The sequence below is a fragment of the Rhodopila sp. genome (assembly GCF_035548235.1).
GTDB lineage: Bacteria > Pseudomonadota > Alphaproteobacteria > Acetobacterales > Acetobacteraceae > Rhodopila.
Map to the genome: position 1 here is coordinate 1 of NZ_DASZTJ010000243.1, position 13850 is coordinate 13850.

Genomic DNA, 13850 nt, shown 5'->3' on the forward strand with positions numbered 1-13850 from the left:
GGGGCGATCCTGGGCCTGGGCGCGGCCGCGGTCATCGGTGGCGTGCTGGCGTCGCAGGCCTATGCCCCGCCGCCCGCAGCCGTCTATGCCCCGCCGCCCGCGTACGCGGCGCCCCCGCCGGTGGTGTATTCTCCGCCGCCGCCTCCGGGGTACTACGGGTACTGAATCAGCAATCCGGCCCCGAAACGTGATGGCGGGCGCAGGCCCGCCATCACGGAGGGTGCCGGAGCCCGGCCGGTTTGCCGGTTGGCATTACGACCACGTATCATCCGTCCAGCCGTTCTCGTCGTAATCGGCCATGCACCGGTCCACCAGCGCTTCCATCTTCGCAAGCTCGCTGCCTTTCGCGGCCCAGGTCAGGGCTTGGGCGCGGATATCCTCCCACCCGCCGGCGTAGTTGCGTTCGTATAGCTCGTGCCGGCCGCCGAACTCGGTGCCGATGCAGTCCCACAGCAGTTTCATGATCTTGATCCGCTCGCGATGCCCGATGCCGTGGCTGCCGCGGACGTATTGATTCAGGTACGGCTCGATCTCGGGATTGCTGAAGTCGCGCACCGAGGACGGCAGGTAGATCAGTCCCGACGTCACGGTACGTTCGACGATGTCCTTGATGCGCGGATAGGCGTCGGGGGCGAAGACGCGATAGGCCTGCCCGGCCTCCAGGTTCGGCAGCACCGCCCCATCGTTCCATGGCGCGGGGTTGTGCGCCATCGCGTTGGACAGCGACCAGAACAGGTTGCGCCACGCAACGGCCTCCCCCAGCAGCACCTGGTTGCCGCGGGCCTCGTCGCCGCCCGTGCAGCGCAGCGCCTTCGCCAGCAGGCCGGTGATGAAGTCCAGCTTGACCGCGAACCGCGTGCAGCCCTGGAACTGGAACCCGTTGGTGAAGCCGGAGCGGGGATAGAAGCTCAGCACGCGGGCGGGATCGCGATAGATGAACACGTCCTCCCAAGGGACGAACACCTTGTCGAGGATGAAGATCGCATCGTTTTCATCGAAACGGGATGACAGCGGATAATCGAACGGGCTGTGCGCGCGCGCCGATCGTTCATAGGACGTGCGGCAGACCAGCTTCAGGCCCGGTGCGTCGATCGGGACGATGAACATCAGCGACATGCTCAGGTCCTCGGTCGCGGTCTTCGAGGACTGGCCCATGAAATTGTAATGCGTGAACGCCGCCGAGGTCGCGACGACCTTGGCGCCCGAAACGATGATGCCGCCGTCCACTTCCCTGTCGACCGAAACGAACACGTCCTTCGACGCCTCCGCCGGAAGGTGGCGATCGACCGGCGGGTTGACGATCGCGTGGTTCATGAACGGCACGGTTTCCTGTGCCCGCTTGTACCAGGCGAGCGCGTTGCCGGCATACGGCCCGTAATACTGGCTGTTGGCACCGAGCGTGTTGGTATAGGCGGCCTTGTAGTCGGGCGTGCGGCCCATCCAGCCATAGGTCAGCCGCGACCATCCGGCGATGGCCTGCTGCGCGGCGACCAGGTCCTCACGCGACCGTTGGACGCGGAAGTAACGATGCGTATAGCCGCCCGACCCGGTATCGGTCGGACAGGTCAGCAGGTCCTTCTGCTTCGGGTCGTGCAGCGCATCATAGAGCCGCGCGATCGATCGGACGGCGTTGCGGAAGGCCGGGTGCGTCGTGACGTCGGCCACCCGCTCCCCGTCGATGTAGACGCAGCGTCCGTCGCGCAGGCTCTGGATGTATTCCGCTCCGGTATAGGGCCGGGCGCGGTCGGCGATGACGTCTTCCGGACGCATGATCTGTCCCTCCCGAAGCGGCGGTATTCCAACCGCTCTCGATCGTGACCTTCCCCCCGGCCATGGCCCTGTCGAGCCGGGCCACGACGAGAAGGGGTCGCGATCGATGCTGCCGGGTCTTAGACCATTTTTTGCCAGACGTCATGGCCAGGCCGCCTCAGTCCTCCAGCAGCGCCACCGCTCGGATGGGACTGCCGGTCCCGCCGCGGATTTTCAACGGGAAGCCGATGAACCGGAACCGCCCCTTGCCGACAAGCCGGTCGAGGTTCACCAGCCCTTCCATATGCGTGAAGCCCATGTCGCGGCAGACATGGTGGACTTCGAAATTGTTGCGCCCGGGCCGGCCGGGGCTGACCGCCTCCACGCCGAACATCAGGATCCCCTTGTTGCCCAGCCACGTCGCCGAGTCCTTGGTCAGGCCCGGAAAATCCGTGATGAACGCATCCGTCCCATGCGTGCGCCGGAAGAAATCCATGTGCAGCAGCACCGTGTCGCGCGGCCTGATCTCCACCCCCGCCGCCTTTTCCGCCGCCTCCAGGTCGGCGATCGAGATGTCGCTCTTCAACGGCTTGTGCGACAGGTCCAGGCACACCGCCTCGGTGAAGTAGTTCTCCAGCGGCATCTCCGCGATGGTCTTCGCCCCCGGCCGTTCGTCGAAATGCACCGGCGCGTCGACATGGGTGCCGGAATGGTCGCCCATGTTCAGCAGCGTCACGGCGGAGGAGAAGACATAGCCGTCCGCCTCGCGCTTTTCCTCATGCGTGGTGAAGGCCGAGAGGCTCACCATCGGGTGGTTGGGCAGCCGCGCCATCTTGTGATGGATTTCGCGGCTCAGGTCGATCAGGCGCATGGAAACGGTCCCTTTCCTTGGATGCCGCCATTAAACCGCCCGCCGATACCGCATGCCAACCGAACAGACGAACAGCCCGGCGCCGACCGCGGCGAAGGTCATCAGCGCGAGGTAGTACGACCCGGTCAGGCTCACGATGAAGCCCACGATCACCGGGATGACGATCCCCGAGATATTGCCGGCGAAATTCATCGCCCCGGCCAGGAATCCGGCTTTCTCGCGCGCGATCATCAGGCCGGGCAGGGTCCAGTACATGCCGCACCAGCGCAGGAAGAACAGCGTCGCGGCCAGCAGCACGATCACCCAGGCCTCGGAATGCACGAAGGCGACCAGGAACACCGACAGGGTCGCCAGCGCGGACGCGAAGCCGAACAGCGTGCGATAGACGCGCGGCACGGCGCCGCCGGCCCGCAGCCAACTGTCCAGCAACTGCCCGCCGGTCAGCTCGCCCGCGAAGCCCGCGAAGAACACCACGAACGACGCCCATCCCAGTGCCCCGATGTCCAGCCCCTGCGTCTTCACCAGGAAGCTCGGCACCCAGGTCAGGAAGCCGTACCACAGCGAGTTGAAGCAGAACCAGCCGACGAACAGCAGCCAGATCTGGCCCGAGGCCAGCATCGCCCGCACCTCCGCCCCCTGGCCGACGCGGTTTTCGACGTCCAGCAGCCCGTCATGGATGTGCCGGCGCTCCGCCGGGCTGACGGCGCGGTGTTCGTGCGGATGGTTGCGGATGTAGACCCAGGCGCCGATGCCGCAGGCGACGGTGCCCAGGCCCGCGGCGACGAAGGCCAGCCGCCAGGACCCCAGCGCGGCGATCAGGCCGGCGATGATCAGCGATCCCAGCGCGGTGCCCAGCGGCGCCCCGCCATCCAGCAGGGCGGCCGCACGGCCGCGCTCGACCGGGGTCATCCAGTGGCCGATCAGCTTGGCGCCGGCGGGGTAGATCGGCCCTTCCGAGATCCCAAGCCCGAGACGGGTCAGCAGCATGGTGATCCAGCCGGTCGTCACGGCGCCGAGGGCGGCGAAGCTGCCCCACAGGATCGTCGACGCGGCGATCACCGCACGCGGCAGGAACCGGTCGGCCAGCATGCCGCCGGGGATCTGCATCAGGCAGTAGGTCCAGAAGAAGCTGCTGAGCAGGATGCCCTGGATCGCCGGCGAAATCGCGAACTCCTTGCCGATCAGCGGCATCGCGACGGACAACGAAGCGCGGTCGATATAGTTGATGGCGACGGTGCCCAGGATCAGGAAGAAAATTCGCCAGCGGACATTTGTCATAACGCCTGTCCTGCTGTCGGTTGTCCCGGTCACGACATCACTCATCCTGCTCTCTCCTGGACGTTTTGAAAGGAAACTAAACGGACGGCCGCATATGATCTCGTATGACAGGATGCCATACAAGGCAATCCGGGCCGGAGGATTCTCTCATCTCTGCCGAAGGCGGGACTCACCGTTTCGACGGCAATAATACATGAGGCGCCGGCGTCTCTCGCGTCATGGTGGCCGAAGGGCCGCCGTCCTCGCCTTGGCGGTGTCGATGCCGGGGCAACGCGCGGATGCCGAGCGCCGGTTCCGGCCCATCATGTCACGCGTGCGGACCAGCACCCGGCCGCGGCTGGACGGACGCCGGGAGGAGCTAACGCCAGGAGGAGCTAACGCCAGGAGGAGCTAAAGCCAGGAGGAGCTAAAGCCTGTCCGCCTCCCAGGCGGCCGGATGCGCCCCCAGCCGGCACGAAGGCCGGTCCCACCGCGCGGGCGTGGCCGGCAGCACCGCGCTGTGCCGGACCGCCCGCAGGCGGCCCCCGTCCGATTGCGTCGTCTCCAGGAACGGTTCGGCGTCCGGCGCCGTCGCCGCCAGCCCGTCCGCCACGCGGCCCAGGTCCCGGATCCAGCGCCCGGTGCGCGCGAGCGACACCTGCACGTGCCAGCTTCCGCCCTCCCGCATCCGGCGCATCAGCGCCGTCATCGCCCCGAACGCCAGCAGGTAGCCCGATCCGTGGTCCAGCGCCTGGCAGGGCAGGGGTTTGGGCGAGGCGATGCCCGCCGCCTCGGCCTCCGCCTGGTTCATCCCGCTGGCCGTCTGGGTCAGGCTGTCGAACCCGCGCCGTCCCGACCACGGCCCGGCGGCGCCATAGGCGGACAGCGACACGGTCACGATCCCCGGCCGTATCCGCGCCACGTCGGCCGGCGAGAACCCCAACTCGGCCAGGCCGCCGGGCCGGTAGCCCTGGACGAAGACGTCCGCCTCGGCCAGCAGCGCGCGCAGTCGTCCGTTGTCGGCCGTCTCGCGCAAGTCCAGGAAGGCGGAGCGCTTGCCGCGATTGGTGTCGACCAGCAGCGCCGGCAGGTTGGGCAGGTTCGGGCTGGCGATCGCCAGCACCTCCGCCCCGTGGGCCGCCAGCGTGCGGCCGCAGACCGGCCCGGCGATGACGCGCGTCAGGTCCAGCACCCGCACGCCCGACAGCGGCCTGGGCCCCGGCGGCAGCCCCCGCGGCGGCGCGTCGCCGATCCGGGTGATCGACACCACCGGCAGCGTCGGCACCGCCTGGCCCTGCGGATGCACGTCCCACTCCGCGAAGCTGCGCATCGCCGTGGCGCAGAGGCCCGCCGCCGCGGCCGCGTCTTCCAGGTCGAACGCGGTCCAGGCTTTCAGTGCGGCGGCCACGGCCGCCTTGTCGTTGGCGCAGCCCATGATCCGCAGCAGACCGTCGCGGTGGTGCGGGAAGTTGGTGTGCAGCCGCACCCAGCGCCCGTCGCCGCACCGATAGGCACCGGCGATCGGGTCCCAGAGTTCCTCGGGCGGCTTGCCTTCGATCGCCGCGTAGCGTTCCGACAGGAACTCGATCGCCGCGTGCGCCATGTCGACGCCGACCGTCTGGCGTGGGCCGCCGCGCAGGTGGTGCAGCTCCGCCGCGGCCAGGGCGGAGGCCGCGATGCTGGCCTGGGCGGCGGTCCCGACGGCGAAGCTGGACGGCAGGACGGGGTCGGCGCCGGTCAGGCGCAGCTGTTCCAGCGCCTGGGCCGGCAGGCCGGCATCGGTCCAGAGGGCGGCGATCGCCTCCAAGGGGCGCGTGGGATCGTGAGCCATGCCGCAGCGTTTCACGAGCGCGCCGCCCGGCACAAGCCCCGCCGACATTTGCAACGCACCGGCTTCGACACTAGCGTTCCCGTCAAGACGACAAGGCGGGAAGCGTATGGCTGACGATCTTCACCTGGTGCGGACGACCGCGCCGAACAAAGCCGATGCCGTCGGCTGGGAGCCCGAACTCGCGGAGCTTCGCCAGCGGCAGGCCTTTGCGCGGGAACTGGGCGGGGCGGACCGGGTCGCGCGCCAGCACGCCGGCGGACGGATGACGGTGCGGGAGCGCATCGACAAGCTGCTGGACCCCGGCAGCTTCCAGGAGATCGGCAGCATCGCCGGCAAGGCGAGCTACGACGCCAAGGGCAACATCACCGGCTTCATTCCCGCCAACTGCGTGTTCGGCCGCGGGACGCTGGACGGGCGGCCGATCGTCGTCGCGGGCGACGACTTCACCCTGCGCGGCGGTTCCGCCGATGCCGCGATCAAGGGCAAGCCGAAAATGTCCGAGGAGGCGGCGACCCGCTTCCGCATGCCGATCATCCGGCTGATCGAAGGCTCCGGCGGCGGCGGTTCGGTGAAGACGATCGAAACCACCGGCCGCGCGAACCTGCCCGGCGGGCTGACGGAGACGACCAGTTTCGATCTGGTCGCGAACCAGATGGCGGAGGTGCCGGTCGTCGGCCTCGGTCTTGGCTCCGTCGCCGGGCTGGGTGCGGCGCGGCTGGTGGCGGCGCATTATTCGGTGATGGTGAAGGAGATGACGGCGGTGTTCGTCGCCGGCCCGCCGGTGGTGGAGCGGCTGGGTGAACCCCGGACGAAGCAGGAGCTGGGGGGCTGGCAGATCCAGCTTCGCTGCGGCGCCGTGGATCACGCCGTCGACACCGAGGAGCAGGCCTTCGACGCCGCCCGCCGGTTTCTGTCGTACCTGCCCAGCTCGGTGTACGACCTGCCGCCGCGGGTCCGTAACTGGGACGATCCGAACCGGCGCGAGGAGAAACTGATTTCAATCGTGCCGAAGGTGAAGAAGCAGGCGTATCACATGCGCCGGATCGTGTCGGCGGTCGTCGACAAGGACAGCTTCTTCGAGATGGGCGCGCTGTTCGGCCGCTCGATCATCACCGGGCTGGCGCGGCTGGACGGGTGGCCGGTGGCGGTGATGGCAGGCGATCCGCTGTTCGACGGCGGTGCCTGGACGGCGGATGCCTGCAGCAAGATCATCCGGTTCGTCGACCTGGCGCAGACCTTCCATCTGCCGGTCGTGCACCTTGTCGATTGCCCGGGCTTCCAGGTCGGTTTGAAAGCGGAAAGTTCCGCGGTGATCCGCTGGGGCGTGCGCGCGCTGACGGCGATCAACCAGACCACCGTGCCATGGTGCAGCATCGTCGTGCGCAATTGCTACGGCGTCGGCGGCCTGGGCCACCAGCCGGTCGGGCATCTGTGCGTCCGCTATGCCTGGCCGTCGGCAAGCTGGGGCTCCCTGCCGCTGGAAGGCGGGATCGAGGCGGCTTACCGAGCGGAGATCGACGCGGCGGAGGACCCGGCGGCGAAGCTGGAGGAGATCGAGGAGCGGCTGAACCGCCTGCGCTCCCCGTTCCGCACGGCCGAGGCGTTCTGGGTGGACGAGGTCGTCGACCCGCGGGACACGCGGCGGCTGCTGTGTGACTTCGCGAACCTGGCGGCGCCGCTGCGCGAGCCCGGGCATAGCCGGTTCGGGATGCGGCCATAGGGGGCGGCCATAAGGGGGCGGCCATAAGGGGGCGGCCATGAGGGAGCGGCCATGAGGGAGCGGCCATGAGGGAGCGGCCGTGGGGACGGGACGTCAGATCGCTGCGTCGGCGACCGCCCTCTCGTCGTGACCGGTCCTGACGGGGGGCAACGACCCGACCGTTACTCTCCCATCACCTTGCAGGCATGATCCTGCAGTTCCTCCCCGGACCCGGCGTTTCCCGTTGCCGCGTCCGCTTTTCCGTCCAGCAGCACGAACCCGTCGTCGCCCGGGCGAAATGTCTCCCCGGCCACGACCAGCGTGTGCTTGTCCATCTCCTTGGCCGCCTGCGGGTCCTTGTCCACGAGCAGCCGGAACGGGTTCGCATCGGCCAGTGTCTTCCCGTCGATCCGGATGGCTCGATAATGATGCCCGGCCAGCAGCACGGGGAAGGGGGCCCAGTCGTCGCCGACCTTGTCCAGGTTCGCCCCGATGCTCGCGCGCACGTCCACCCGGATGCAATCGATATGTATATGCAACTGGTCCTGCGTCCGGCCATACACCGAATTGATCGCCAGCGTCATCGCGTCGCGCGGCACCGGCGCGTGCAGCCGTTCATCCACGAAATGGCGTTCCTTCCAGGCCGCTTCGAAATAATTCGTGGCGCCCGGCGCCAGCACCGCCGGGTCCTCTATGCCGGAAATCCGAGCAGTTGGTATCAGAAGAAACTGGGCGATGCCGGCGATGTCTTTGAGGAGGACGTAGCCCTTGGCGACCCCGTCCCGGATATCGACCAGGGCGCAGGGCGAAGGATCGTGGTCCGCCTGCTGGTGCGGGACGCATTTCTGGCTGACGATCTTCCACAACGCCGACGGATCGGAGGCTCGGGCGCCGGCCGGCAGGAAACTGCCGGCCAGCACGCAAGCGAGAAGGACTCGTTTCAACCGAGTTCCGATCCAGCAAGGGCCTCGCACAGCCGCGCCATCTCGGTGTGATCGGCGCCGGCGCCGAACTTCGCCTCGCACGAGGTGATGAACTCCTTCACCAGGGCCGACAGCGGCGCCGCGGTGGCGGTTTCACGCGCAACCTGCAGCGCGATCGACAGGTCCTTGTTCAGCAGGCCCATGGTGAAGCCGGCGTCGAAGGTCCGCGACAGCACGTATTGCTTGAACTTCTTCTGCGTCGAGTTGTTCATCCCCGTCGCCGCGTTCAGCACGTCCGTCATGACGGACGGATCGAGCCCGAAACGCTGCCCGATCAGCAGCGCCTCGATCCCGATCAGGAACCCGCCGGCCGAGACCAGGTTGTTCAGCGCCTTCATCGCCTGGCCCGACCCGACGCCGCCGGTCTTGAGGATCGACGTCCCCATCGCCGCCAGCACCGGCCTCGCTTTTTCGATCGCGGCATCGTCGCCGCCGACCATGATCGCGAGCTGCCCGGTCTTCGCCCGCGGCACGCCGCCCGACACCGGCGCGTCGATCAGCACGCAGCCCAGGGAGGCGACCTTCTCGGCCAGTTTCTGCGTCATCGACGGCACGCCCGAGGTCATGTCGATCAGCACCGTCCCCGGCTTCAGGCCGGCGAAGACGTTGTCGTCGCCGCCGCCCAGCACGTGCTCGACGATCGCGCTGGTCGGCAGCATGGTGACGATGGTGTCCGACGTCTCGGCCAGTTGCCGCAACGAGTCAGGGGCATAGCCCCCGACCTGCTGGACGAAATTGTCCGCGACTTCCTTGCGGGAGTCGTTGATGTTCACGGTGAAGCCGGCTTTCACCAGGCAGGCCGCCATCGGCCAGCCCATGTTGCCGGCGCCGATGAATCCGACGGTCTGGCTCATGGGTCAGGCGCCCTTTTTGGCTGAATCGGCTTCCTTGAACACTTCGGTGGCGATCTTGAACGCCTCCAGCGCCGCCGGGATGCCGCAATAGGCGCCGACCTGCACCAGCACTTCCTTGATCTCGTCGCGGGTCACGCCGTTGGTCAGCGCCGCGCGCAGGTGCAGCCGCAGCTCCGCGCCGCGGTTCAGCGCCGACAGCATGCCCAGGTTGATGATGCTGCGGGTCTTGCGGTCCAGGCCCGGCCGGGTCCACGCCATGCCCCAGGCGATCTCGGTCGTCATCTGCTGGAACACGGCGTTGAAGTCGTCGGCCCGCGCCAGGGAGCCGTCGACGTAATCGGCGCCCAGCACCTCCCGCCGGACGGCGAGGCCCTTCTTGAACATCTCCGACTGGTATTCGGGGCGGTTCGGAACATCGACCATCAAGCGTCTCCTCTGGTTTCGGTCGGCGCGGACCCTAGGCGTGCCGTGCAAGGCGGGCAAGTCGCGGGCGGGAATAACGGCCGGCTTGATCCGGCATGCGCCCGCGGGCTAACCCGATGGCTTGGAAACCGGAGGACCCGTGTCCGCTCTGCTCGCACCCGATCATGCCGCCACGCTGCGCTCCGCCGCCGCGCTGGCCGAGGCCGGGCTGATCCCGGCTGACGCCGCCCAGGCGCTGGCGGCCGTCGAGGCGCGCTACGCCGTCGCCGTCTCGCCGGCGATGCGGCGGCTGATCGCGCGTCCCGACGATCCGATCGGCCGCCAGTTCATTCCGGACATGGCGGAACTCGCCACGGCCCCGCACGAACGCGCCGACCCGATCGCCGATGACGCGCTGTCGCCGGTGAAGGGCGTGGTGCATCGCTATCCGGACCGCGCGCTGCTGAAGCCGCTGCTGATCTGCCCGGTCTATTGCCGGTTCTGCTTCCGCCGCGAACATGTCGGTCCCGATGGCGGCCTGCTGACGGATGCCGAGCTGGAGGCTGCGTACGGGTGGTTCGAGGCGCATCCGGCGGTGAGCGAGATCATCCTGACCGGCGGCGATCCGCTGATGCTGTCGCCGCGGCGCCTGGGCGCGATCCTGCAACGCCTGGCGGCGATGCCGCATGTGCGCACGCTGCGGGTCCACACCCGTATCCCCGTCGCCGCGCCGGACCGGGTGACCGAGGCGCTGGTGAGCGCGATGGACCTCGACCGCCCGTTATGGCTGGCGGTGCATGCCAACCACGCCGGCGAGTTCACGCCGGAGGCGCGGCAGGCCCTGCGGCGGCTCAGCCGCGGCGGGATCCCGCTGCTGGGGCAGTCCGTGCTGCTGCGGGGCGTGAACGATACGCCCGAAGCGCTGGAGGCGCTGTTCCGCGCGATGGTGGAAATACGCATCAAACCCTACTACCTCCACCAGCTCGACCCCGCGCCCGGCACCGCTCGGTTTCACGTCCCGATCGCAGAGGGGCGGGCGCTGTTGGAGCGGCTGCGGGGGCGGGTCACCGGGCTGGCGTGGCCGACCTATGTGCTGGATATCCCGGGCGGGTATGGGAAAGTCCCGATCGGGCCGGATTACCGGGACGGAGACGGGACGGTGCGCGATATCCATGGCGGGACGCACGTGGCGTGACGTCGGGTGCAGGCCGCTGTTGCACGCGCGGCCCGCAACGCTTGTTCGATCACGTCGATGCGGCGATACGCCGCGGCGTGGCGGTCAAGACTGACGTCTTTGCGGCGTTCCGGCGGTGGGCACGGCTGTCATGGACGATCGTTTTCGCACGGAGCGGCCCGCCGCGCGGGCCTTCGGAGAGCACGGAGTTCACGGAGTCATTGCTTCCCCGGTCCGGCCTGGGGCGCCTATCCGTCCGTGGCAGTGCCTATGGGTTCAAGGCCCTTCGCGCTCCAAAACCGGCGCCCAGCCACGGCCGAGGCGCCTGCTGGCTCCGTCGGTGTTTGGCGTGCCGCCGCAATGCGTCCTCCGTGGTCTCCAGCCCTCCGTACAAGGCGCGTCGCGTCTGTCCCCGTACGAAACGATCCCTGCGACTTGGGCGGACGGCCATCCATCGGCCCGCCAGTGGAACGAACCCGTCAGCCATGCCCCAGCGGCAAGGGCTGCTCGCCCAGCATGTCGCGCAGGATCACGTCCCGCGCCTCGTCCAGGTCCACGCCGTTCAGCCCCAGCATCGGCGCCGTGTCCGCCAGGATCGCGTCGACGTCCTGCATCACCTTCAGCCGCTTGAACAGGTCGGGCCGCGACAGGCCCATGCTCTCCCCGAGCAGTTCCAGGAAGTTCACCACCTCGAACGGCCAGTCCCGTTCATGGCTGCACAACTCGCGATGGCAGGCGTGGTAGATGCCGGCCAGCGTGGTGACGCCGGCGGCCTCGGCGGCCTGGAGCTGCGCCTTGTGGTAGTCGGCCTTGAACGCGGGCAGGGGTGACAGCTTGTTGCACATATAGCCGACGCGCGGCTGTTCCAGGTCGACGAAGGCCAGGCCGGGGATCGCCTCCAGGATCGCGCGGGCGGCTTCGGGGACGCCGGGATTGCCGGGATGTTCGTGCAGGCCGACGCGCTTCTCGACCCGATGCACCATCAGCGGGCGCAGGTCGTCCAGCCGCTCTGCCAGGAACCGCACGAAGGGCGCCATGTTCAGGTCGACGCCGGTGGCGGGCGCGGCGATCTCGGCGATCTGGATCTGGCAGGTCGGGCACCAGGACAGGGCCCGCGGCGCCGCCTCGGCCAGCCGCGCGGCAGTGCGTCCGCCGACCCGGCCCGAAGTGGCGGTGTCGCCGGCGCCGAACTGCAGCACGCCGCAGCAGGCCGAGGGGCCGCCGGTCACCGTGTAGCGCACGCCCAGCGCGTCCATGATGTCCAGCGCCAGCAGGGCGATATGCGGCGTCTTCATCACGTTGCAGCCGGTGTAGAAGATCACCTCCGGCCGCTCCGCCGGCGCCTCGGCCGGGTGGAAGCGGGCCAGCGTCTCGGGCGGCAATTGCAGCCGCGACAGCACCCGCACGCCCTTGGTCATCGCGCCGAACCGGCTGAAGCCGGTCTGCCGCCGAGCGGGGACGGGCTGGCGGGACAGGTCGGCGGTGCGGGCGAGGGCAAGCATCAGCCGGGGATTGACGCCATGCGCGCAGGCCGGGATGCAATGCCCGCTGCCGGAGCAGACGCTGGCCCAGCGCTGCGCGTCCGCGTGCGCGCCGCCGCGCAGCAAGGTCAGGATGCCTTCGGTCAGCGACCGCGGATCGGTGGCGATGCCGGCGGGGGCGGGCATGGGGCAGACCTCGGCGCAGGCGCCGCAGGCGACGCAGTGCGCGAGAATGTCGGCGGTCTGGGCCGCGAGGCCGGTTTCGAAGGTTGGCGCGTCCATGGGACCCTCCTGACGCATCTTGCCCCGGGAGAGGCGGCCCGGGCAATCCGGGGCCGATCCCCCTGCGGTCACGGATCGACGACGGTCATCCGCTCCTTGCCGAAATAGATCATCGCCCAGTTGGTGTAGAACGGGTTCACCACCCCAGGCGGCGGGTGAAGCAGGTAGGTCCCGTCCTGCCAGGGACTCCCTGTCAGCACCTTGCCGTGCGGCGGCAGGACGAAGGTCATGCTCGCACCGGGCGCCCGACCGGACAGCCACGTCGTGGCGCGTACCGCTCGGATCTCCGGCAGGAGGCGGTAATCGTCGACGATCTGCGGCAGGCGGGGCACCGCGAGGACCAGCAGCGCGGCCAGCAAGGCCGCAGGCGCCAGCATCCGCCGCCAGCCCGCACGACCGGCCCTTGGTTCCGGCCATAGGGGCGACAGGGCGCGGCCGACCACCAACGTCAGCAAGGCGATCGCGCAGAATTCGAACGTATCGTGTCGTTCGAAACCAGGCATCCCATACTGGAAATAAGCGGCCTGGATCGTCAGCCACACGGTCGCCAGCAGCCCGGCGGCGAGCGCCACCAGGTGACGGCCCTCCGCCTTGCCGGCCGTCGCCGCTCGCGTCAGCCCGGCGAAACCGGCGATCAGCAGGAATTTGACGACCAGCCCGTCATCCTGGCCGAAACGGTGCGGCATGACCTTCAGCGCCGCGAGCGTGCTGGGCACAAGCCGGTGGAAATGGCTGGTATCCTGGGCCGAGACCCCGCTGGTGGCGTTCCCGACCCGGAACGCCAGGTCGCACAGCAGGATGCCGAGCGAGACCAGAAGCGGCAGGAGATACCAGGAGGCCCGCAGGCAGGCCGGCAGGAAGGGCGCGCGGCGCGGCGAAACCAGGTCCGACGCCAGCATGACGCCGGTGAAGCCCAGCACGAAGAACATCCCCGATTCCACGCTGGTGGCGGCGACGCACAGCGCGACGGCGCAGATCACCCGGTCGCGCCCCGCCATCGTCCCCGTGTCGGTCAACACCAGCCGCACCGTCACCACCGCCACGCCCGCGAGCGCCGGCACATACGCGGCGGCACTGACCGGCCAGTAGAATGCCTCGTTGAGCGGATGGCCCAGCAGCAGCAGCGCCAGCACGGCGAAGCCGACCGCGAACCGCGCCAACCGGCCGGCCCGGCCCGAACGGCGGCAGGCCGCGAGGACGCCGGCGATCAGGCCGATCCAGAGGATCCCCAGCGCCGGCGCGATCAGCGGCACGCCGGCGCCGTTCA

General features: G+C 69.0%; 11 protein-coding genes. 2 read left to right on the forward strand and 9 right to left on the reverse strand.

Annotated features, from left to right (window positions below; translation table 11 throughout):
• Positions 1-252: 252 nt before the first annotated feature.
• The 4 genes from VHB27_RS19635 to VHB27_RS19650 form a co-directional block, all read right to left on the reverse strand.
• Complete coding sequence (locus VHB27_RS19635) at positions 253-1770, reverse strand: 4-hydroxyphenylacetate 3-hydroxylase N-terminal domain-containing protein (RefSeq protein WP_325603702.1); 1518 nt, start codon at positions 1768-1770, stop codon at positions 253-255.
• 157 nt (positions 1771-1927) lie between these two features.
• Complete coding sequence (locus VHB27_RS19640) at positions 1928-2620, reverse strand: cyclase family protein (protein WP_325603704.1); 693 nt, start codon at positions 2618-2620, stop codon at positions 1928-1930.
• Between the two features lie 30 nt (positions 2621-2650).
• Entirely contained in the window at positions 2651-3898 is a 1248-nt protein-coding gene (locus tag VHB27_RS19645) for an MFS transporter (protein ID WP_325603706.1), read from the reverse strand.
• Positions 3899-4304: 406 nt separating this feature from the next.
• The gene (locus tag VHB27_RS19650) at positions 4305-5708 is read right to left on the reverse strand and encodes a CoA transferase (RefSeq protein WP_325603708.1); all 1404 of its coding nucleotides are present in this window, start codon (positions 5706-5708) and stop codon (positions 4305-4307) included.
• Positions 5709-5814: 106 nt separating this feature from the next.
• Here VHB27_RS19650 and VHB27_RS19655 point away from each other — a divergent pair, with 106 nt between their 5' ends.
• A complete protein-coding gene (locus VHB27_RS19655; protein WP_325603710.1) occupies positions 5815-7428 on the forward strand; it encodes an acyl-CoA carboxylase subunit beta in 1614 nt (537 codons plus the stop codon).
• Between the two features lie 161 nt (positions 7429-7589).
• Here VHB27_RS19655 and VHB27_RS19660 read toward each other — a convergent pair whose 3' ends face one another.
• Genes VHB27_RS19660 through VHB27_RS19670 form a run of 3 tightly spaced genes read right to left on the reverse strand, consistent with a single transcriptional unit; the run spans position 7590 to position 9667 of the window.
• Entirely contained in the window at positions 7590-8351 is a 762-nt protein-coding gene (locus VHB27_RS19660) for a CDP-diacylglycerol diphosphatase (protein WP_325603711.1), read from the reverse strand.
• Positions 8348-9244: an NAD(P)-dependent oxidoreductase gene (locus tag VHB27_RS19665; RefSeq protein ID WP_325603713.1), complete on the reverse strand. Its 897-nt coding sequence runs from the start codon at positions 9242-9244 to the stop codon at positions 8348-8350. Before VHB27_RS19665 ends, VHB27_RS19660 begins: the two co-directional genes overlap by 4 nt.
• A 3-nt stretch (positions 9245-9247) precedes the next feature.
• Positions 9248-9667 carry a carboxymuconolactone decarboxylase family protein gene (locus VHB27_RS19670; RefSeq protein WP_325603715.1) on the reverse strand — a complete coding sequence of 140 codons (420 nt, stop codon included), beginning with the start codon at positions 9665-9667 and terminating at the stop codon, positions 9248-9250.
• Positions 9668-9806: 139 nt separating this feature from the next.
• Here VHB27_RS19670 and VHB27_RS19675 point away from each other — a divergent pair, with 139 nt between their 5' ends.
• Positions 9807-10841, forward strand: a complete 1035-nt coding sequence (locus VHB27_RS19675) for a lysine-2,3-aminomutase-like protein (protein WP_408904024.1) — start codon at positions 9807-9809, stop codon at positions 10839-10841.
• Between the two features lie 458 nt (positions 10842-11299).
• Here VHB27_RS19675 and VHB27_RS19680 read toward each other — a convergent pair whose 3' ends face one another.
• Positions 11300-12583 (reverse strand): (Fe-S)-binding protein, encoded by a 1284-nt coding sequence (locus tag VHB27_RS19680; protein ID WP_325603717.1) that lies wholly within the window; start codon positions 12581-12583, stop codon positions 11300-11302.
• 68 nt (positions 12584-12651) lie between these two features.
• Positions 12652-13850: hypothetical protein (locus VHB27_RS19685; protein ID WP_325603719.1), on the reverse strand; the 1199-nt coding region annotated here is incomplete at its 5' end.